Source organism: Vibrio diazotrophicus (genome assembly GCF_038452265.1).
GTDB lineage: Bacteria > Pseudomonadota > Gammaproteobacteria > Enterobacterales > Vibrionaceae > Vibrio > Vibrio diazotrophicus.
In genome coordinates this window covers 838,990-858,517 of the sequence record NZ_CP151843.1, presented here as the reverse complement: position 1 = coordinate 858,517, position 19,528 = coordinate 838,990, and the positions used below count along the sequence as shown (strand labels likewise).

Sequence of the window (19,528 nt, the reverse complement as noted above, 5' to 3'; positions counted from 1 at the left end):
TTCACGTGGCTGACTTACTTATTGCTAATCAAGCTTGTCTCTCATTAAAGGCCGTTTGTGTTTGGTAATTGATATATACGGAAAAGAAGATATATGATATTTCATATGTATTAATTGTAAATCTTACCCCGTATGATGTATGACCCTCTCTTACTTTACAAAGCACTTTCAGAAGAAACACGCCTCAAATCTTTGCTTTTGATGCAAAGCCAAGGGGAGTTGTGTGTTTGTGACCTGATGGGATCGCTTAGTATTAGTCAGCCTAAAGTTTCTCGGCATCTAGCTGAATTACGAAAGCATGATCTCGTTCTGGATGAGCGTAGAGGCAAATGGGTTTATTACCGAATTAATCCCAATCTCACACCATGGGTTAAGCAAATATTAGATTTGACCTTAAAGCACAATCTACCACTTATTGAGTCGGAATTGAAATGTATCAGTAGTCTGCCACGCGTGAATGGTGTGAGTAGTTAATTTCGTTATCAAAATGGTTTATAAGAAGAGGATAATATGAGTAACACAGCAAGTCACGATGAAGCTAGTGCTTCTCAAAGAATGAGCTTTTTTGACCGGTATTTGACGGTTTGGATTTTCTTGGCGATGGCTGTAGGTGTGGGTATAGGGGTGCTGTTTCCTCAAGTTGCTCAGTGGAACGAAAATTTATCCGTTGGTTCAACGAATATACCTCTAGCTATTGGTTTGATCTTAATGATGTATCCACCGTTAGCAAAAGTAAATTATAGCCTTTTGGGTGAGGTGACTCGTGATAAAAGAGCGATAACGCTTTCATTAGTGATGAACTGGCTGGTAGGGCCGATTTTGATGTTCACATTAGCTATCATTTTCTTACGAGACCAACCTGGCTATATGGTGGTGTTAATACTCATTGGATTAGCCCGTTGCATTGCAATGGTATTAGTCTGGAACGATATCAGTGGGGGGAATAAAGAATACGCGGCAACCTTGGTGGCACTAAATAGTGCTTTTCAAATAGTAACCTACAGTTTTATGGCATGGCTGTTTATTACTATGTTACCGCCTTACTTCGGACTGGGAAGTTTTGTTGTAGATGTCACGATTCTGGATATCGCTCAAAGTGTGTTGATCTATTTAGGAATCCCATTTTTGGCAGGTTTTTTAAGCCGTAAATTCTTGGTGTCAGCAAAAGGAGAGCAATGGTATAACAAAGTTTTCATTCCTCGTATATCGCCAATTACTTTGATTGCTCTCTTGGCAACCATCGTTTTGATGTTTAGTCTAAAAGGTGAAATGATCATTGAGTTACCGATGGATGTTTTCCGTATCGCTATACCACTTATCATTTACTTTATGGTGATGTTCTTTGCTAGTTTCTACATTGGAAAACGCCTGGGTATTCCTTACGATCAAAATGCCTCAATTGCCTTTACATCATCAGGCAATAACTTTGAATTAGCTATCGCTGTGTCAATTGCGGTATTTGGATTAAGTTCTGACCAAGCGTTTGCGGGGGTGATAGGACCTTTGGTTGAGGTTCCAGTCTTAATAGCTTTGGTTAATGTAGCCTTAAGAATGAAACGTAAATACTACGCCTAATAGCGATATCTAGAACTTGATCGTTGGCGTATTTCTAGGTTGGCACTTCTACCTCAGAAGTGCCCTAAAACTTCTTCATTGTAATAAGCAACTTGCGAAACGCATGTTGCGTTATAAACTTAAAACTGTACTGAGATGCTTTAGTCGAACTGACAAGCTTTTGCTTAATTCGGATTAGAGTAGAAACTTCAATTCACGCAACTAATGTGTATTTCGAACTACCTAAACTTATCCAAAGAAGTGTAAAGCCATTTTGTAATCTAATCTCCCAGCCTTTTCTTTTGACCTGTTTGGGTCTAGATTGTTGAAACTCAAAATAAATCAATGTCCTCTGATGCAACTCACCATTCTTCAACGCTCGCTTTAGTTTCAGTAATGTTCGTACCTTTTGTCACAATATGCATTTCTAACCCATTTACAGATAGAAACTTGAAGAGAGTTTCTATTGTGGATTTTCCAGGGTTACTTTCAAAACTAGATACTGTTGCTTGTCTCAGTCCAAGATCTGTCTGCTTTAAGCCGTTTTCCTTTCTGGCTTCGCGTAACGCATTGCCAATGGCCGTCGGTGTGTTAACTAGCACTATGATACCCTTGGTTAGATATGGAGATACTGTGCATTATATACCCTATAGGGTATATCGTGAGAATATACTTCATAGAGTATATTAAGTTTTTATACGCTAAGTAGTATATAAACAAAAGTGAGACAAAAATCTGTCTAGAGCACATGTCATCCAAGATTTTCAAGTATAGTGACTTAGTGAAATTTGCCAGTCTTAAATAGGTCAACTACATTTTTGCGATATCAGGCGTAATTCTAAAACTTAGAGTGCACTATGGGTCACAAATCGTAATCACCTAGAGGTGTGCTGAATTAGACCGCGGCAAACACACCTTTGCCCCATTGTTTGTTATCACCGAAGTTAATTAACTTCTTTTGGATGAAAGTTTCCCTTACCTGTAGTTATCCGAGCGAGCGTCGTCGTGAGCTTTTTAAAATTATGCGTCATTTTGCAATCTAATACCCATTCCCTCTCATTAACCTTTTGATTATAAATTGAACTGTAATTGGAAAGATTGCATGATGGGAGTATGAAAAACGGCTAAAAGCCGTATAGAAAGCGTTAGGCAAAAGGAGTAAAGTTTGGATTGGTTGAATGAAAATTACCTCGCATTGTACGGAGCTGTGGTCGGGACAATCGCGTTGTGTCTTAACTTTGGGCGTTTTTGGATGCTTTATCAAAAAAGTGTTCGTAAGTTGAAAGTTAGCGCAAAGGTAGGGGACGACGCCCAGCGCCATATAAACGAAGCTCAAAAAACGGACGAGTTTAGCGGCAATTTATGTGGCCCTGTATATAAGGTAACAGTAGTAAATCCCAGTCACACTCCAATTCACATTCAAGATGTGGGCTTGTTCATCGATGTTGAAGGGAAAATCGAACGCCTAAAATGTTATGTAAGGTCAAATACTCACAATTTTCTTGAGCATATGGACAACACTAGTGGCGAGGATTTGGCTGCTGGCTCCCGACGAACGTATTCAGTATGGTTATCAAAAGAACAAGCAAAATGTAAGTTACCGAAAGTGGTTGGCTCATATGTAGTCGATCAAATGGGCAAAGAGTACAAAGGTAAATTTGAAGCCACAGCGAATATAGCTATTCCTAGTTCAACTCAGGTAGCGCAGTCCGACTTAGCCTAACAAAGCGCTCAAGAGCGATTCCTCAACGCTTGCCGGTTCACAGTATGGCAAGCGTATCGTCACGCCTTAACGCTGCTACATGGATTCCCCCGGTTGTCAAACATCCGCTAAACTTCAAGTGATGGGTTTTGGACTGCCGCTCTACATTCGGTCTTTATATCGATGGTTCGCAACATCGTGACCCTGATGACTTTGCGCGACTGCGGTGCCTTATTCGTTAGATGACATCTGATGTGTCCGCCGCATTAACAGGCTCTCCGCTAGTGGTCTTAACCTATCTCCATCCATTGCGTCTGCTATGACCCGGTGGGTGTACTCTTGTTACGCTGCTTGGATTAATGGTTTCTTAAGCAGAGTAATTCTCATATTCCGTTTGGTTGTGTAGTGATGACCAGATAATTCGAGCGTTCTTGGCTGCGAGAGCGACAATAGCTCGGTTCATTCCTCGTCGTTCCAACACTCCTCGACACCACTGGCTGAGCCTTTCTACATCCAGTACCAACTATCTTATTTCCATGGCATTGGTGTAATCCGATCTTTCAGTAATGAAATAAAACCTGAAATTCTAGCTGAACGTTCTTTAGATGGACTGCTTAACAATGCAACGATATCAGCATTGGGTAACGAATAAGTCGGTAATAGACGTATTAAATCACCACTATTAATTTGAGGCTGAACATCCCATTCCGATCTCATGATAATGCCAAGTCCTGCTATCGCCCAATCTTTGATGACCCTACCTTCATTGCTCGCAAGAGTTGGGGTAATTCGAATAATATCAGGTTGCCCTTTTTCATCTGTAAATTGCCATAACGTTACGTCTTCATTATTTTCTCGAAGGGCAATACATTCATGTCTGATTAGTTCATTTGGTGTTTGGGGAATACCTTTTCTTTCAATGTATTTTGGGGATGCACAAATAAAGCGTTGATTTTTAGCAAGGGTGATCATTTTGAGAGATGAATCATTTAATTCGCCGATATAGATAATAATGTCCCACTTATGATGCTTGGCCCAATTAGGATTATCAGAGAGTTCAAGTTCAACATCTAATTGCGGATGCATGGCTTTATACTCACCAAGCAAAGGGGCTATGTAGTCGTTACCAAACCCTAGTGGAGCCAGAACTCTTAGCTTGCCACAAACTTGTTCTTTTCTTTCGTTAATCAGCTCTTGTAAGTCGTCTAAGCCTTGGAGGATCAAACGTCCTTTGTTGAGTAAAAGTTGACCTTCCTCGGTCAGGGTAACGATTCTGGATGGTCGCTGAATCAATTTTACCGCCAGTTTCTTTTCAATATGCTGAAGCCGAAGTGTGACTGATGGAGGTGTGATATTCAGTGCTCTGGCTGCTTCAGCCAGTGTCCGGCTTTCGGCAATTGTCACAATAAACTTCAAATCTTCAGTAGTAACCATTTGGTTTAAACCTAATCTATAAGTTAATAGTTGTTAATGTACGACAAAATCTAATTAGTGGATACTAGAACGTGATACTTAGATCGAATCGCTGAGGTAAGAAAACATGTCTAACTTGAATCAAGCTTCTACGTTGATGGCTCAATATGAAAAAATTGACACGCCATTTATGTATGTTGATAAGTGTACATTTCTCAAAAACCTGACCCGAATGAGAAGCAACATAGAATCACAAGGGGCAAGCTTGAGACCGCATTTCAAAACACTTCGTTCACTTGAAGCGGCTCAATATTTATTACCCGATCACACTGCTCCAGTTACCGTTTCGACGGTGAAAGAAGCGGAAGAACTCGCTGCTATCGGGTATAAAAACATCGTTTATGCGGTCGGAATTTCAGCTCAAAAGTTACACAGAATATCTGAACTCATTTCGAAAGGAATTGATATTACAGTACTGCTGGATAGTGTGGAGCAAGCTATCGAACTCAATACGTTTTGTATAGAAAAGCAGTGTTCTATTGCTGCTTTGATCGAGGTGGACTGTGACGGGCATAGAGGTGGCGTTTCTCCTGAAGACCCTAAGTTATTAGATATTGCCCAGTTGTTGTGTGGTGGAAAGGCCCAGTTTGCGGGAGTACTTTGTCACGCAGGGGAGTCATATCACTGTTTTGATCCCCTCTCATTACAAAACAGTGCTGCGAATGAGGTTAAGGCTGCATTAGAAGCTGTTGATATTTTGAAACAGCATGACATCATCTGTGAGATTGTCAGTATAGGCTCAACACCAACGGCACACCACTATCAAGACCTTACGGGTATTACAGAGGTAAGAGCGGGAGTTTATTCCTTTTTTGACTTGGTTATGGCGGGAATCGGTGTTTGTCAGTATAGCGATATTGCTGGCAGCGTGGTTGCAACCGTCATTGGGCATAACAAAGTAAAAGGTTGGGTATTAATTGATGCTGGATGGATGGCGTTATCAGCAGATCGTGGCACGGCTAACCAGCCAACTGATTGCGGATATGGCTTAGTGACAAAAAATAACGGTGCCCCAATTTCTAATGTGCAAGTGACAAATGTCAATCAGGAACACGGTATTATTGAAGCCGTAAATGGTGAAAGCATCGACTTTTCTGATTTTCCAATTGGTAGTCGTATACATGTGTTGCCTAACCACGCCTGCGCCATGGCATCAATGCACAAGCAATACCATGTGTTTGATATTAAAAATGAAACTTATGAAATTTGGAATCGAGTTCAGGGGTGGTAAATGATTTATCTGAATGAGCAACAAACATCACAGCTTATTTCTCATCAACTTGCTTATGATGCGGTAAAAGAAGCATTTATAGCAGCAGTGAGTGATGAAGCAACACTGTTTCCTGTCGTTAATGCTGCTGGTTCGCAAGAAGGCTCCATGTTTTCTTTAAAGTCAGCTTGTACATCCAACTTAGTCGGTTGGAAAACAGGGACATATTGGCCCAATAATCGGGCATTAGATATGCCATGCCATGGAACGACTGTTTTTTTGCTAAAGCCAGACACAGGTGAATTGCAGGCAGTAATTGCAGCAAGTAAGGTAAATGCTTATCGAACTGCGGCTGCTGATGCTGTCGCTGTCGACTACCTAGCCCGAAAAGATTCAAAGGTTCTGACTGTATTTGGCACTGGACACCAAGCTGAATTCGAGGTTTTAGCAATTTGTGACATTCGTAAGATTGAAAAAGTTTTGGTCGTAGGCCGAAGCAACACAGAGGTATTTGTTGAAAAATTAAAGCAACAGGGTATTAATGCGGAAAGTGCCAGTGCACAAACTGCTTGTGAGCAAGCTGATATTATTGTAACTGCGACAACAGCCCAATCGCCTTTATTTAATGCCCAATGGGTGAAGGGTGGAACCCATATTTCTGCTATGGGGGCGGATAAAGTTGGTAAGCAAGAGCTACCACCAGAACTTTATAATACGGCAAGGCTATTTTGCGACTATAGAATACAATCGGTTGCTATAGGGGAGTTTCAACATACGGTAAATTCACTCGTTACTGAGATTGGTCAGGTCATAACGGGAAATGCTCAAGGGAGAAAAACGGATAAAGAAATCACCGTTTTTGATAGCTCTGGCATTGCCATTCAGGATCTATTTGTCGCAGCAAAACTATTAGATTTGGTCGATAGAAAGGCTGCTGAATAATTTAGTCTGTCCAGTTGTGTTCACATACTAAAAGTGACTTTGCCATACCTAAAGTAATTCATGAAAAACTACATTAGCAAAGTCACTAGCAAACTTTTGTCCAAAAATGTTTTAAGTAGATGTTGAGACCTTTAGGTCTCACTTCTCGGTGACATCAAATTTATCCATGAGATTTTGAATTAAATCAGGTGAAACACCTTCAGATCCTGCGTCAATAAAACGATCAGGGAAATGATGTTCGATGAATGCTTTGTCGTATTCATCACTTAAAAAATACCAATCCGCATCAATTACGTGCGCATGCGAAATTTTATGGTTTACTTCATTGGTGTCGCCGTACCTAACCGTATATGAAGCGTCAGGAGCCAAGACCGACTCGTCAAATCCTTGTTTAATCAAAAAGTCTCGTTTAAAGCGTTTCTGGATAGGGTAAAGAAGAACATCAGATTTTTGACTAAATTCAGTTAACAACTCAATCGCTTTTTTGTTTAACGAGATATTGTCAAAGAAAGTTGGACTAGATGGGGTATCGCAATCGAATGCTTGTTGCACGCCTTGTGCATTTTCTCTTGAAGGGGAAGATAGCAGTAGGCTACTGACATCAAAATATAATACGCGATTTCTCATGCTTTCTTCCTCAAGGTTGTCCGTTCAAGATCATTACACATTAAGTGCATATTAGATAAAGCTATTATGGCGTCTACGCAAGATATATCCATCCCTTAGTATAAAAAAGACCAGCACATGTGTGCTGGCCTATATCTAGTTTATAGAAGCTAATGTTCTACTACGCTTTAGCAAACAGGTAAGTACGGTAACCACCAAGTAGGTTACGTGCTTTGTAACCGTTGTTCACTAACTGACGGTATGCCACGTTTCCGCGCAGACCTACCTGACAGTAGATGATGATCTCTTTGTCTTTTGGCAGCTCATTCATGCGTTGACGAAGTTGGTCAACAGGAATGTTAACTGCACCTGGTAGATAACCGTTTTGTAGTTCACCTGGGTTACGAACGTCTAGCAACAATTGATCTTCTGTAAGGTTATCAATCTCATCAAAGTGAATCGCAGTTGAATCGCCTTTGATTAGGTTGTTTGCCACGAATGCCGCTTGGTTAATCACGTCTTTCGCACTGCCGTATGGTGGTGCGTAGGTCAGCTCTAAGTGCTGTAGCTGCTCTACTGTCATACCTGCACGTTGAGCAACAGCCATCACGTCGATACGTTTGTCGATGCCATCTTTACCCACCGCTTGCGCACCGAAGATTTTGCCTGATTTAGGATCGAACAACATTTTGAACGAAACCACTTCAGCTCCTGGGTAGTAGCTCGCGTGGCTGGCAGTGTGTACGTACACTTTTTGGTACTCAACGCCTTCACGTTTTAGCTGCTTCTCGTTCTTACCGGTTGAAGCGACTGCCAAATCGAAGATCTTACAAATCGCAGTACCTTGAGTACCTTGGTAAGTTTCACTTCGGCCAAGCATGTTGTCTGCTGCCATACGACCTTGACGGTTTGCAGGGCCTGCAAGAGGAACCATAGTTTGTTTGCCCGTCACGAAGTCTTTCTCTTCGATAGCATCACCCACAGCGTAGATAGATGGGTCGCTGGTTTGCATATACTCATTGGTATAAATACCACCAAGCTCACCAATTTGCAGACCCGCTTCTGACGCCAGTTTGGTTTCAGGACGCACACCAATCGCCATAATTAAGATATCAGTAGTGAGAGTTTCACCATCGCTTAGCGTCAACTCAAGTTCACCATTAATGTGCTGATGTTCTTTCTGACCTGAGTCCATGCTCGCTAGTGAAGTTGTTGGTTTGAATTCAACCGCTTTCAATGCCGTGCCTAAACGTAAATCGATACCTTTAGCGCGTATTTCTGCGTGAGCAAAACCAGCCATTTCACGGTCTACAGGCGTCATCACCTGATCTGCCATTTCCAATAACGTGGTTTTAATACCAAGCTGATGGAACGCTTCCATCATTTCCAAACCGATAAAACCGCCACCGACAACTGTTGCGTGGTCAACTTGGTTGGTATTAATGGTTTGGATAATCTTATCCATATCTGGAATGTTGCGCAGTGAATGCGTCAATGGGTTATCTAACCCCGGAATTGGCGGAACAATCGGACCCGCACCTGGGCTTAGAAGCAGAAAATCATAGCTTTCTGTGTATTCAGTTTGATCGAGAAGATTACGCACAGTAATGGTTTTTTCTGCGCGATTAATCCGGAGCACTTCATTCATCACACGTACGTCTACATTGAAACGAGCGAGGAAACTCTCTGGGGTTTGAAGCAGAAGATTGCCGCGTTCTTTGATGTCTCCGCCAATATGGTACGGCAACCCGCAATTAGCGAACGAAACGAAGGGACCTCTTTCAAACATAATGATTTCAGCATCTTCACTAAGACGTCTTGCGCGAGCTGCTGCTGATGCGCCACCTGCAACACCGCCAATAATTACGATTTTGGTCATGTTAATCTCCATAAGATCAATGAGATAGATAAATTAAAAAGGAAAAATCAAAAATGTAGTCAATTATCTATTTCACTAATGAAACGAACGGCCCACGTTCAAACATAATAATTTGTGCGTCTTCGCTTAAACGACGAGCACGAGCCGCGGCAGATGCACCACCTGCAACACCACCAATGATCACAATCTTAGTCATAATTTACTCCAAGTTTTGTTCTGGCTCGCAGGGCTAACAAAGCACTTTGTCAGCCTTGTGACGAGCGACTAACGTAAGCCTAATTTTTTCAGAAAATAAACTGCTGGACATATCCCTGTGAAGGCACTTTGAATCAGGTTGGCACCGACAAATACCGTCAACCAAACAAAGTTAGGGTGGACGAATGCAGTCAAAATTACTGAGATCAGTATCATACTGCCCGCTAATAGTCTTACACCGTTTTCGATAGTCATATTATTACCCTCCGTTGGATTAATGAGCTCACTATAGGATCTTTAATTAGAAATGTCTAATGTTAATTTAACTAATTTTATAATTGCTAAATAAGCGTTGACTAATGTTGTTTTATTAGTAAAATCTAATTAATCGAGTTAAATGAGGGTAAGACGATGGAAGCTGTCGACATTAATACAATGAAGCAAAATGCAGCGGAAGTGTCTGAACTGCTAAGAATTATGGCGCATCCAGAGCGTTTAATGGTTTTATGCCAACTGACAAAAGGTGAAGTCGGTGTGGGTATGTTGCAACAAGGCTCAGCATTGAGCCAGTCTGCTTTTTCTCAACACTTAACCGTGTTACGTAAACATGGTCTTATCAAGGCTCGTAAAGAGTCACAACAAGTGTTTTATTCGCTCGCAGACAATCGTGTAACACAACTGATTCAAAGTCTACAAACGACATTTTGTGGATAATAATTTTAAATTAAAACTTTAACTTATAGAGGTAGTTATGGCGTTTTCCATTCCGTGGGAATCTTTGGCAGGAGGCATTCTATTAGGTATTTCAGCGACATTGATGTTGCTAATGAACGGGAAAGTAGCAGGTATCAGCGGTATTATAACTGGCTTGATGACACCAAAAACGAAGGATTTCGCGTGGCGACTATTGTTTGCTTTGGGGATGATTTCTGGTGGTGTACTGGCTGCGTTAATGCTCGGTGGTGAAGCTCCAGTTCAGTTCGAAACAAGTAGTGCGATGCTCGCAATTGCGGGCCTATTAGTTGGCGTTGGTACCCGTTTAGGTAACGGATGTACTAGCGGACATGGTATCTGTGGCATCGGGCGTTTATCTAAACGTTCTATCGTCGCTACCTGCGTATTTATGGCAGTAGCAGCAGTAACGGTGTTTGTCCGTTTCCATGTTCTTTAATTTTAGTTTTTAGAGCTAAAACATAAGCTTAAAACTCAGTGAGTTAAAAACCAGATTGGTTTAAGAATTGGGTTTATTTAAAACTGATAGGTGCATTCAAATGAATAATATGTTGTTTCGATTAACGTCTCTGTTGGCTGGCGTGTTGTTTGGTATTGGTATGATCATTTCTGGCATGGCAGACCCTGCAAAAGTTTTGGGTTTCCTTGATGTGGCTGGAAATTGGGACCCGAGTTTGATGTTTGTCATGGGCGGCGCACTGATGGTGTTTATGCCTGCTTACTTCCTACTGATTAAGCCAAAACAAAAGCCAGTGAATGCTGAAACATTCTGTTTAGCCACGAAGAAAACAGTAGATGGTCGTTTACTTAGCGGTGCGGCGATCTTCGGCTTGGGTTGGGGGATGGCGGGTATTTGCCCGGGACCTGTGGTTTCAAGCCTAGCACTGGGTAATTCAGGTGCTTGGATTTTCTTCGCTTGCATGATGGTTGGTCTAGGTGCAACGAACTTATTGATCTGTATTAATAATAGTAAACATGCTGAATCACAAACTGCTTAGTCGCACTATGCTATTAGTGGTATAGAAATCGAGTATAGGTAACGACTTAGACAAACGAAACTTATATAAATGAAATAGTAGCTAGCGGTATCTAAGCACTAAGGAGAGTGACTTATGAGATGGTTAACTTTGAGTATTGCTGCGGCACTCGCCAGCACTGGCTATGCGAACGCAGAACAAGCCAGTGAACGTTACATCGTAAAGAGTGAGTCACTCGCGCAAGTTGTGCAACTTGATGGCGTGGTTCAGCCCATTAATCAAGGTACTGTAGCTTCACAAACATCGGGCCGTATTGTTGGCTTAAATGTCGATGTTAATGACTACGTGAAAAAAGGAACAGTGTTGTTGGAAATCAGTGCTGTTCAGCAATCCGCTTCTCTAGATGCTGCTCAGGCTCAGTCGGCAAGTGCGATTGCGCAAGACAGAGAAGCCCAAGCGCAAGTGAAACGCTATCGTCAACTTTTCCCCAAAGGCGCGATTTCACAAGATGTGATGGATTCTGCTGAAGCAAGAGCTCGCAGTGCATCTGCAGCGGTGAAGTCTGCTCAAGCAGCGGTTGCTCAGGCCAAAGAATCTCTTGGTTATACCAGTGTGACCGCACCTTATGACGGTGTTGTGACTCAAAGACACGTTGAACTGGGTGAAACCGTTGCTCCGGGAACCCCGCTTGTCAGTGGCTTCTCGATTGATAAACTTCGTGTTGAGACTGAGATACCTCAACGCTACCAACCCTCAGTTTCTGATGTTGCTCAGTTTGAAGTCGTTTCGCCTCAAGGTGAACGTATACTTCCAACGCAGTACAGCTTGTTCAGCTATGCGGACCCGCAATCTCACACCTTTAAAATCCGTCTGAACTTACCTGAAGATATCTCAACTTTTGTTCCGGGCATGTGGGTGAAGACTGAATTCCATTACGGCAACAGATACACGATTCTGATTCCGAACAGTTCAGTGGTTCGCAGAGCCGAGCTGAGTTCTGTATACCGAATTCAGGACGACAGCCGAGTGCTTAATCCAGTGCGATTAGGGCAAACCTATGGCGACTACACCGAAGTGTTGTCTGGCCTTGAAGAAGGCGACGTCATTTCGACTACCGCTCTTAACGCAGAAGGTAAGTAATTATGGACAAACGACTCGGCATTTCGGGTCGCATTGCCGCGGCCTTCCAAAATTCTGCTATGACGCCTTTGCTCGCTTTAGTCGGGCTGTTGATGGGGCTTTTCGCGGTCATTGTGACGCCAAAAGAAGAAGAGCCTCAAATAGATGTGACATTTGCAGACGTTTATATTCCATTCCCCGGCGCTTCTCCTGCTGAGGTTGAAAGCTTAGTAACCACGCCTGCGGAGCAAGTGATCTCTGAAATTCAGGGTATAGATAAGATCTACTCTTTCTCTCAGCCTGACGGCGCGATGATTGTTGCCATATTTGATGTTGGTGTAACGCGCAATGACGCTGTGGTTCGTATCTACAATAAACTGTATTCCAACAAGGACTGGATGCCTCAAGGTGTTGGGGTAGGCGAACCTATTATTAAACCCAAGGGCATTGAAGATGTGCCTATTGTGACCATCACTTTGGCGGATAAGAGCGGTGAGTTTGATCAGCAACAGCTGACTCAAGTCGCTCACGGTTTAGAAACCGAACTGAAGCGCATTGATGGTACTCGCGATATATACACTGTGGGTGGGCACAACACCATCGTCGATGTGCGTCTTGATCCGGTGAAAATGAACAGCTTTGGTATCACGCTTGATCAACTGAATCAGCATCTGCCTTCAGCGAACTCAAGTTCGACCATGCTGTCACTTACTCATGATAACCAACAATTTCCGGTTCAAGTCGGTCAGTTCCTTACTCGTGTGGAAGAAGTCAAACAACTGGTTGTTGGCTTGCACAACAATACGCCCGTCTATCTGGAAGATATCGCGACTGTGAAATTTGGTGTCAACACACCAACGCAAAATGTTTGGACCAGTGATAAGCAGGGTATTTATCCAGCGGTGACGTTGGCGATTGCCAAAAAAGGTGGTGAAAACGCGGTAAATGTAGCGAACGCTATCGAGTCTCGTTTGGTTGAGTTAGAAAACCAGCTTATTCCTCAAGGTATTGATGTTGATATTACCCGTGACTACGGTAAAACCGCCGCGGATAAAAGTAATACTCTGATTGGTAAACTAGCGTTTGCGACCACTGCGGTGGTTATCTTGGTGGTACTAACCATGGGTTGGCGCGAAGCAGCGGTAGTAGGCTTAGCGATTGTGGTTACTTTGATGATCACGCTATTTGCTTCATGGGCATGGGGTTTTACACTCAACCGAGTCTCATTGTTCGCTCTGATATTCTCAATCGGTATTCTGGTTGATGACGCAATTGTGGTGGTGGAAAACATTCACCGACATATGGCAATGGGTAAGCAAAAGCTGAGCGAGTTGATCCCACCAGCGGTTGATGAAGTTGGTGGGCCAACTATTCTCGCGACATTAACGGTCATTGCGGCACTCTTACCTATGGCATTTGTGTCTGGTTTGATGGGGCCGTATATGAGCCCGATTCCGATCAATGCATCTATGGGTATGCTGATTTCATTAGCGGTGGCATTTATTGTTTCGCCATGGCTTGCTGGGCATTTCTTGAAACCCGCGGCGCATGGTCATCAAGAAGGCGGTGCAACGAACACAGTGTTCCATCGCATCATGACTCCGTTTGTGACGGCGAAAAATCAGGGGCGTAATCGTTTTATGCTGCTGTTGGCTATTCTGGCTTTGATTGCTGGATCAATGCTGCTACCTGTGTTTCAAGCGGTTGTATTGAAGATGCTGCCGTTTGATAACAAATCAGAGTTTCAAGTTGTGCTGGATATGCCGGAAGGTACGTCTTTGGAGAGAACTCAGCGCGTGTTGTTCGACATGGGCGCAGAGCTGAACAAAGTGCCAGAGATGGAAAGTTACCAAATCTACGTGGGAACAGCAGCGCCGATTAACTTCAACGGTTTGGTTCGTCACTACTTTATGCGCAATCAGGCGAATCAGGGCGACATTCAGGTTAACCTTGCTGGACGTAAAGAGCGTGATCGAGACAGCCATGAAATCGCCAGCTCCATACGCCCTGTATTAAAAGCTGTCGCAGATAAATTTGGCGGTAAGGTGAAAGTGGTTGAAGTACCACCGGGTCCTCCTGTCTGGTCTCCGATATTGGCGGAAGTTTATGGCCCAACACCGGAGATTCGTAATGCAGCTGCAAGACAAGTCAGAGAAGTGTTCCGCACTACTCAGGATATTGTCGATGTGGACATGTACCTGCCAGAACTGCACCAGAAATGGCAAGTAGTGATCGACAGAAGCAAAGCGTCTCACTACCAAGTGCCTTATGCTTCGATTGTTGATGCCTTAGCAACGTCGATTGGCGGAAAACCTGTGACTTATTTGCACAGTGAGCACAGTAAGTACCCGATTCCAATTCAGATTCAGGCGAGTGAAACAGCAAAAGTGCGTTTAGAACAAGTGCTGAATATGAAAGTGGGCAGCATGACGGGTAGCGCTTATCCACTGTCTGATTTGGTGTCAGTTCGTCAAACGCCTATGGAAGATTACATTGTGCATAAGAACTTAGTGCCTATGGTCATGGTCGTCGGTGATATGGCGGGAAGCGTAGATAGCCCACTGTACGGTATGTTTAATGTGGGCAGTAAACTGGACAAAGCAATGGCAGTTGACCAGTACTACATCAATCAGCCAGATGGTTTAAACGGCATTTCTATACTGTGGGATGGTGAGTGGACAATCACTTATGAAACCTTCCGCGATATGGGTATCGCTTACGCTGTCGGTATGATTCTGATTTACCTATTAGTTGTAGCGCAGTTTAAGTCGTATTTAGTGCCGTTGATCATCATGGCACCAATCCCGCTCACCATTATTGGTGTGATGCCGGGACACGCCCTATTAGGCGCACAGTTCACGGCGACGTCAATGATCGGCATGATTGCCTTAGCTGGTATTATCGTTCGTAACTCGATTTTGCTGGTGGACTTTATCAATCAACAAGTGGAAGAGGGTATTGAGTTCTCAGAAGCGGTGATTCAGTCGGCGGCGGTACGTGCCAAACCTATTATGTTGACAGCACTGGCTGCGATGATAGGCGCGGTATTTATTCTAGATGATCCGATCTTTAACGGTTTGGCTATCAGTTTGATTTTCGGGATATTCGTATCAACAATTTTGACCTTGTTGGTTATCCCTGTCCTATACTACGTAGTGATGAGAAAACGCTTCGAAAAAAGTCCTGTTTAGGTACAGGGATTTGTAGTTAGTTAACTTGTGTTAATGCCTCACAATGTAAGCCAATACAGAGTGAGGCATTTTTGTTTTTGTAACTGTTAAATCAACGTATCGTCTATTACTGTCTCTGACATCACCAGTTATCCATTACCAGTTGAGCTGAGACACAATAGGGCAGTGATCACTTAAGTGGTAGTTGAGAGCATCTTGGTCTTTATAGACCATTTGTTTGGGCGGTGTTGCGTTAAGTTTAGGGCTGACAATCATATGGTCAATCACGGAGCGAAACTGATGCAGCTGTGAAGCATCATTACGTTTGCGAACCTTGCATAAAGCCTGAGTATTGCGGGTTGCCAGTTCAGGTTTCTGTTTCAAACCCTGAGTAAACTCTTGCCACAACCAGTCGCCTTTAAAGCTCAGGTTATGATTGAAATCCCCCATAATCACATATTCCTGCCCCTGTTTTTCACGCTCTTTAATCCAACGGTTAAGACTTTTTCCTTGTGCTAACAGAGTCTGACAAGTCTCTTTCTGAGAATAGAATTTTCCTACACAACCCGCTTTGAGGTGTAATGAAAGTGCGTGGACAGGTGTGGCACTATCAGGGTAGAGAATGACATAAGAAGCAAACCTTAGTTTGTGATTAGCTTTGCCGTACAAGTCGAGGTCTTTGGGATCAGAAAAAGGCACGTTATTACGAATCGCAAAGCCCGTGTATTGATTAATGTCTGAAAACTGGTGGCTAGCATATTTTGGCATCTTTCTGTCCGACAGAACGACAGTGTATTCGGGTTGGCTTACTCGCTTAAAAGCGTCGATGCTATCGACTTCCTGAAAAGCAATCACATCCGCATTGAGTTTCTCAAAATAGCCTTTCAGGGCAGAAAAATCGTCATTGTTTCGCTTCCCTTCATAGACATTATGGTTTTGATTGACGGTGAGCCATTCCATATTCCAAGTGCTCATGGTTAATTTTTCAGCATGCGCAGTGAGTGGCATCACTAAGGAAATCACACTTACAAATAGAGCATAAAATAGGCGCATTTTTTCAATCCTTGTGTCGTGTCTTTTATCGAGATTTCGGCAGCGCTTAATCTATCAGGCTTCCTAAAAAATCAACAACGGATATCACAATTTTTGCGGTTTGCAGCATTTCTTACGAGTTTGAGATCTTGAGCTGTAAGTTTGAATCAATTCTGTCCGGTGGTCCAAATCCATTGATCTATATCAATACTCCAACTTGATGTCGGAGGTTAAATACGCCACAACATATAGTGTCAGTTGGATAATAAAAAGCCCTATATAGTGTGTTTGTGGATAAGTCTGTGAGTATGCTGGGGTAAGGAGAAATTTTGAAACCTATCGTGATCAAACGTGATGGCTCTAAAGCCCCGTTTAACAGGGATCGTATTCAATCTGCAGTTGAAAGTGCCGCAGATCATGTGGATAAAGAGTTGGCTATTTACGCTCTTAATGTCGCACTTGCTGTTGAACTAAAATTGAAAGATTACGAAGAAGTTCACATCGCCGAAATTCAGACGATGGTAGAGAACGAGCTAATGCAAGGTCCGTACAAAGCATTAGCTCGTTCATACATTGAGTATCGCCATGACCGCGATATTTCTCGTGAAAAGCAAAGCGCGTTGACCAGAGAAATTGAAGGCTTAATTCAAGAAAGCAACGCCGATCTGCTAAACGAAAATGCCAACAAAGATGGCAAAGTGATTCCAACGCAGCGTGACTTGTTAGCAGGTATCGTTGCTAAGCACTATGCGAAAACTCGTATTCTGCCTCGTGACATCGTTCAGGCTCATGAAGAAGGTGATATTCACTATCATGACCTTGACTACGCACCATTCTTCCCGATGTTTAACTGCATGCTGATCGACTTACAGGGCATGCTGACACACGGTTTTAAAATGGGTAATGCGGAAATTGATACACCAAAATCAATTTCGACTGCGACAGCGGTAACGGCTCAAATCATCGCTCAGGTTGCAAGCCATATCTACGGTGGTACAACGATCAACCGTATTGATGAAATTCTTGCGCCTTACGTAGCTGCGAGCTACGAGAAACATTTAGAAATCGCTAAAGAGTGGGATATTCACAGCCCTGAAGAGTTTGCTAAAGCACGTACCGAGAAAGAGTGTTATGACGCATTCCAGTCTCTGGAATACGAAGTAAACACACTTCACACGGCGAATGGACAAACACCATTTGTGACGTTTGGTTTTGGTTTAGGTACCTGTTGGGAATCGCGCTTAATTCAGAAGTCTATTTTGAAAAACCGTATAGCGGGCTTGGGTAAAAACCGCAAAACAGCGGTGTTCCCTAAACTGGTATTCGCGATTAAAGATGGCTTGAACCACAAGAAAGCCGATCCAAACTACGACATCAAACAGCTTGCGCTGGAATGTGCCTCTAAACGCATGTACCCAGACATTTTGAACTACGACAAAGTAGTAGAGGTTACGGGCTCATTTAAAACTCCAATGGGCTGCCGTAGCTTCCTGAATACATATGAAGAAAATGGTGAACTTGTTCATGAAGGCCGTAATAATCTTGGTGTAGTAAGCTTGAACCTGCCTCGTATCGCTTTGAAAGCGAATGGTGACTTAGATAAGTTCTACGAACTGTTGGACGGCAAACTGAAACTGGCTCGCCGTGCGCTTGAAACTCGTATCAGCCGTTTAGAGAAAGTGAAAGCGCGTGTTGCTCCAATTCTGTATATGGAAGGCGCGTGTGGTGTTCGTCTAAAAGCTAACGACTCCATTACTGAGATTTTCAAAAACGGTCGCGCGTCTATCTCTCTTGGCTACATCGGTGTGCATGAAACGATTACTGCGCTGTTTGGTGCAGACGGGCATGTGTACGACGATGCAACTTTACGTCAACACGCCATTGATATTATCCAACGCTTGCGTGAAGCCGTTGACCAATGGAAAGAAGAAACTGGTTATGCATTTAGCCTGTACGGTACACCAAGCGAAAACTTATGTAGCCGCTTCTGCCGTATCGATGCAAAAGAGTTTGGTGTTATTGAGGGTGTAACTGATAAAGGTTATTACACCAACAGCTTCCACTTGGATGTGCAAAAAACAGTAAACCCATACGATAAGATCGATTTCGAGATGCCTTATCCAGAAATTTCGAGCGGTGGCTTTATCTGTTACGGTGAGTTCCCGAACATGCAACGCAATATTGAAGCGTTAGAAAACGTCTGGGATTACAGCTACTCTCGAGTGCCTTATTACGGCACAAATACACCGATTGATGAGTGTTACGACTGTGGTTTTACCGGAGAATTTGAATGTACCAGCAAGGGCTTTGTATGTCCGAAGTGCGGCAACCATGATTCGTCTAAAGTATCAGTCACTCGTCGTGTATGCGGTTATTTGGGTAGCCCTGATGCTCGTCCGTTCAACTTCGGTAAACAAGAAGAAGTTAAACGTCGCGTTAAGCACCTTTAAACGAAATACGATTGAGCAATGAACTACCACCAATATCATCCTATTGATGTGGTCAACGGACCGGGGACACGCAGTACACTGTTTGTCTCCGGCTGCGAACACAACTGTAAAGGCTGCTATAACCAGAGCACATGGTCTTTGCGCTCTGGTCATCCCTATACTCAAGATTTAGAAAATCGCATCATTGCGGACTTGAACGATACCCGCATACCGAAACGTGGTTTGTCATTGTCCGGTGGTGATCCACTGCATCCACAAAACGTCTCTGCCATTCTTCATCTGGTGAAACGCGTTAAGCAAGAATGTACCGATAAAGATATCTGGCTATGGACGGGTTATCTGCTCTCGGAACTGAGCGAAGCTCAAAAACAGGTGTTGGAATACATTGATGTGCTGATAGATGGCAAATTTATCAAAGAGCTTGCCGATCCGAGCCTAGACTGGCGAGGCAGCAGTAATCAAGTCATTCACTACCTCAAATCTTAAG

The 19,528-nt window shown here is 43.2% G+C and carries 18 protein-coding genes and 2 pseudogenes; 12 read left to right on the top strand and 8 right to left on the bottom strand.

Annotated features, from left to right (window positions below; genetic code table 11):
• Positions 1-135 precede the first annotated feature (135 nt).
• Both AAGA51_RS19190 and arsB read left to right on the top strand, forming a co-directional pair.
• On the top strand, positions 136-474 hold the full coding sequence (locus AAGA51_RS19190; protein ID WP_081878783.1) for a metalloregulator ArsR/SmtB family transcription factor: 339 nt from the start codon (positions 136-138) through the stop codon (positions 472-474).
• Positions 475-510: 36 nt separating this feature from the next.
• Positions 511-1,575, top strand: a complete 1,065-nt coding sequence (gene arsB / locus AAGA51_RS19185) for an ACR3 family arsenite efflux transporter (protein WP_042489975.1) — start codon at positions 511-513, stop codon at positions 1,573-1,575.
• Positions 1,576-1,916: 341 nt separating this feature from the next.
• On the opposite strand, the gene AAGA51_RS19180 is transcribed toward arsB, so the two are convergent.
• Positions 1,917-2,156 carry a helix-turn-helix domain-containing protein gene (locus tag AAGA51_RS19180; protein ID WP_042489973.1) on the bottom strand — a complete coding sequence of 80 codons (240 nt, stop codon included), beginning with the start codon at positions 2,154-2,156 and terminating at the stop codon, positions 1,917-1,919.
• 563 nt (positions 2,157-2,719) lie between these two features.
• Here AAGA51_RS19180 and AAGA51_RS19175 point away from each other — a divergent pair.
• The gene (locus AAGA51_RS19175) at positions 2,720-3,277 is read left to right on the top strand and encodes a hypothetical protein (protein ID WP_042489971.1); all 558 of its coding nucleotides are present in this window, start codon (positions 2,720-2,722) and stop codon (positions 3,275-3,277) included.
• Positions 3,278-3,623: 346 nt separating this feature from the next.
• On the opposite strand, the pseudogene AAGA51_RS19170 reads toward AAGA51_RS19175, so the two are convergent.
• Positions 3,624-3,764, bottom strand: a pseudogene (locus AAGA51_RS19170) (IS110 family transposase); the annotation flags it as partial.
• Between the two features lie 20 nt (positions 3,765-3,784).
• Positions 3,785-4,690, bottom strand: a complete 906-nt coding sequence (locus tag AAGA51_RS19165) for a LysR family transcriptional regulator (RefSeq protein ID WP_042489969.1) — start codon at positions 4,688-4,690, stop codon at positions 3,785-3,787.
• Positions 4,691-4,796: 106 nt separating this feature from the next.
• On the opposite strand from AAGA51_RS19165, the gene AAGA51_RS19160 reads away from it, so the two are divergent.
• Both AAGA51_RS19160 and AAGA51_RS19155 read left to right on the top strand, forming a co-directional pair.
• Positions 4,797-5,960 carry an alanine racemase gene (locus AAGA51_RS19160; RefSeq protein WP_042489967.1) on the top strand — a complete coding sequence of 388 codons (1,164 nt, stop codon included), beginning with the start codon at positions 4,797-4,799 and terminating at the stop codon, positions 5,958-5,960.
• On the top strand, positions 5,961-6,881 hold the full coding sequence (locus AAGA51_RS19155) for an ornithine cyclodeaminase family protein (protein ID WP_042489966.1): 921 nt from the start codon (positions 5,961-5,963) through the stop codon (positions 6,879-6,881). It abuts the gene before it with no gap.
• Positions 6,882-7,019: 138 nt separating this feature from the next.
• Here AAGA51_RS19155 and AAGA51_RS19150 read toward each other — a convergent pair whose 3' ends face one another.
• The 4 genes and pseudogenes from AAGA51_RS19150 to AAGA51_RS19135 all read right to left on the bottom strand — a co-directional run bounded on the left by AAGA51_RS19150 (position 7,020) and on the right by AAGA51_RS19135 (position 9,816).
• Positions 7,020-7,508, bottom strand: coding sequence for a hypothetical protein (locus AAGA51_RS19150; RefSeq protein ID WP_042489964.1), 489 nt, complete (start codon positions 7,506-7,508; stop codon positions 7,020-7,022).
• A gap of 160 nt (positions 7,509-7,668) precedes the next feature.
• On the bottom strand, positions 7,669-9,366 hold the full coding sequence (locus AAGA51_RS19145; RefSeq protein WP_342291574.1) for an FAD-dependent oxidoreductase: 1,698 nt from the start codon (positions 9,364-9,366) through the stop codon (positions 7,669-7,671).
• Between the two features lie 79 nt (positions 9,367-9,445).
• Positions 9,446-9,562 (bottom strand): annotated as a pseudogene (locus AAGA51_RS19140) (pyridine nucleotide-disulfide oxidoreductase); the annotation flags it as partial.
• Positions 9,563-9,630: 68 nt separating this feature from the next.
• Positions 9,631-9,816 carry a YgaP family membrane protein gene (locus AAGA51_RS19135; RefSeq protein WP_042482844.1) on the bottom strand — a complete coding sequence of 62 codons (186 nt, stop codon included), beginning with the start codon at positions 9,814-9,816 and terminating at the stop codon, positions 9,631-9,633.
• Positions 9,817-9,972: 156 nt separating this feature from the next.
• Between AAGA51_RS19135 and AAGA51_RS19130 the strand changes: the two genes are divergently transcribed.
• The 5 genes from AAGA51_RS19130 (at position 9,973) to AAGA51_RS19110 (ending at position 15,580) form a co-directional block, all read left to right on the top strand.
• Positions 9,973-10,275, top strand: a complete 303-nt coding sequence (locus AAGA51_RS19130; protein WP_042482847.1) for an ArsR/SmtB family transcription factor — start codon at positions 9,973-9,975, stop codon at positions 10,273-10,275.
• Positions 10,276-10,312: 37 nt separating this feature from the next.
• Positions 10,313-10,732, top strand: coding sequence for a YeeE/YedE family protein (locus AAGA51_RS19125; RefSeq protein WP_042482851.1), 420 nt, complete (start codon positions 10,313-10,315; stop codon positions 10,730-10,732).
• Between the two features lie 100 nt (positions 10,733-10,832).
• The gene (locus tag AAGA51_RS19120) at positions 10,833-11,291 is read left to right on the top strand and encodes a YeeE/YedE family protein (RefSeq protein WP_042482853.1); all 459 of its coding nucleotides are present in this window, start codon (positions 10,833-10,835) and stop codon (positions 11,289-11,291) included.
• Positions 11,292-11,405: 114 nt separating this feature from the next.
• Positions 11,406-12,410 carry an efflux RND transporter periplasmic adaptor subunit gene (locus tag AAGA51_RS19115; RefSeq protein ID WP_042482857.1) on the top strand — a complete coding sequence of 335 codons (1,005 nt, stop codon included), beginning with the start codon at positions 11,406-11,408 and terminating at the stop codon, positions 12,408-12,410.
• Positions 12,411-12,412: 2 nt separating this feature from the next.
• Positions 12,413-15,580 (top strand): efflux RND transporter permease subunit, encoded by a 3,168-nt coding sequence (locus tag AAGA51_RS19110; RefSeq protein ID WP_042482861.1) that lies wholly within the window; start codon positions 12,413-12,415, stop codon positions 15,578-15,580.
• A gap of 135 nt (positions 15,581-15,715) precedes the next feature.
• On the opposite strand, the gene AAGA51_RS19105 is transcribed toward AAGA51_RS19110, so the two are convergent.
• Entirely contained in the window at positions 15,716-16,612 is an 897-nt protein-coding gene (locus AAGA51_RS19105; RefSeq protein ID WP_255209371.1) for an endonuclease/exonuclease/phosphatase family protein, read from the bottom strand.
• Positions 16,613-16,920: 308 nt separating this feature from the next.
• Here AAGA51_RS19105 and nrdD point away from each other — a divergent pair, with 308 nt between their 5' ends.
• A complete protein-coding gene (gene nrdD, locus AAGA51_RS19100; RefSeq protein WP_042482864.1) occupies positions 16,921-19,041 on the top strand; it encodes an anaerobic ribonucleoside-triphosphate reductase in 2,121 nt (706 codons plus the stop codon).
• An 18-nt stretch (positions 19,042-19,059) separates the two neighbouring features.
• Positions 19,060-19,527, top strand: a complete 468-nt coding sequence (nrdG, locus tag AAGA51_RS19095; protein WP_042482867.1) for an anaerobic ribonucleoside-triphosphate reductase-activating protein — start codon at positions 19,060-19,062, stop codon at positions 19,525-19,527.
• Position 19,528: the final 1 nt, after the last annotated feature.

Coding starts and splice junctions, on each gene's coding strand:
- AAGA51_RS19190 (WP_081878783.1), top strand. CDS start 136: ATGTATGACCCTCTCTTACTTTACAAAGCACTTTCAGAAGAAACACGC.
- arsB (WP_042489975.1), top strand. CDS start 511: ATGAGTAACACAGCAAGTCACGATGAAGCTAGTGCTTCTCAAAGAATG.
- AAGA51_RS19165 (WP_042489969.1), bottom strand. CDS start 4,690: ATGGTTACTACTGAAGATTTGAAGTTTATTGTGACAATTGCCGAAAGC.
- AAGA51_RS19160 (WP_042489967.1), top strand. CDS start 4,797: ATGTCTAACTTGAATCAAGCTTCTACGTTGATGGCTCAATATGAAAAA.
- AAGA51_RS19155 (WP_042489966.1), top strand. CDS start 5,961: ATGATTTATCTGAATGAGCAACAAACATCACAGCTTATTTCTCATCAA.
- AAGA51_RS19150 (WP_042489964.1), bottom strand. CDS start 7,508: ATGAGAAATCGCGTATTATATTTTGATGTCAGTAGCCTACTGCTATCT.
- AAGA51_RS19145 (WP_342291574.1), bottom strand. CDS start 9,366: ATGACCAAAATCGTAATTATTGGCGGTGTTGCAGGTGGCGCATCAGCA.
- AAGA51_RS19135 (WP_042482844.1), bottom strand. CDS start 9,816: ATGACTATCGAAAACGGTGTAAGACTATTAGCGGGCAGTATGATACTG.
- AAGA51_RS19130 (WP_042482847.1), top strand. CDS start 9,973: ATGGAAGCTGTCGACATTAATACAATGAAGCAAAATGCAGCGGAAGTG.
- AAGA51_RS19125 (WP_042482851.1), top strand. CDS start 10,313: ATGGCGTTTTCCATTCCGTGGGAATCTTTGGCAGGAGGCATTCTATTA.
- AAGA51_RS19120 (WP_042482853.1), top strand. CDS start 10,833: ATGAATAATATGTTGTTTCGATTAACGTCTCTGTTGGCTGGCGTGTTG.
- AAGA51_RS19115 (WP_042482857.1), top strand. CDS start 11,406: ATGAGATGGTTAACTTTGAGTATTGCTGCGGCACTCGCCAGCACTGGC.
- AAGA51_RS19110 (WP_042482861.1), top strand. CDS start 12,413: ATGGACAAACGACTCGGCATTTCGGGTCGCATTGCCGCGGCCTTCCAA.
- AAGA51_RS19105 (WP_255209371.1), bottom strand. CDS start 16,612: ATGCGCCTATTTTATGCTCTATTTGTAAGTGTGATTTCCTTAGTGATG.
- nrdG (WP_042482867.1), top strand. CDS start 19,060: ATGAACTACCACCAATATCATCCTATTGATGTGGTCAACGGACCGGGG.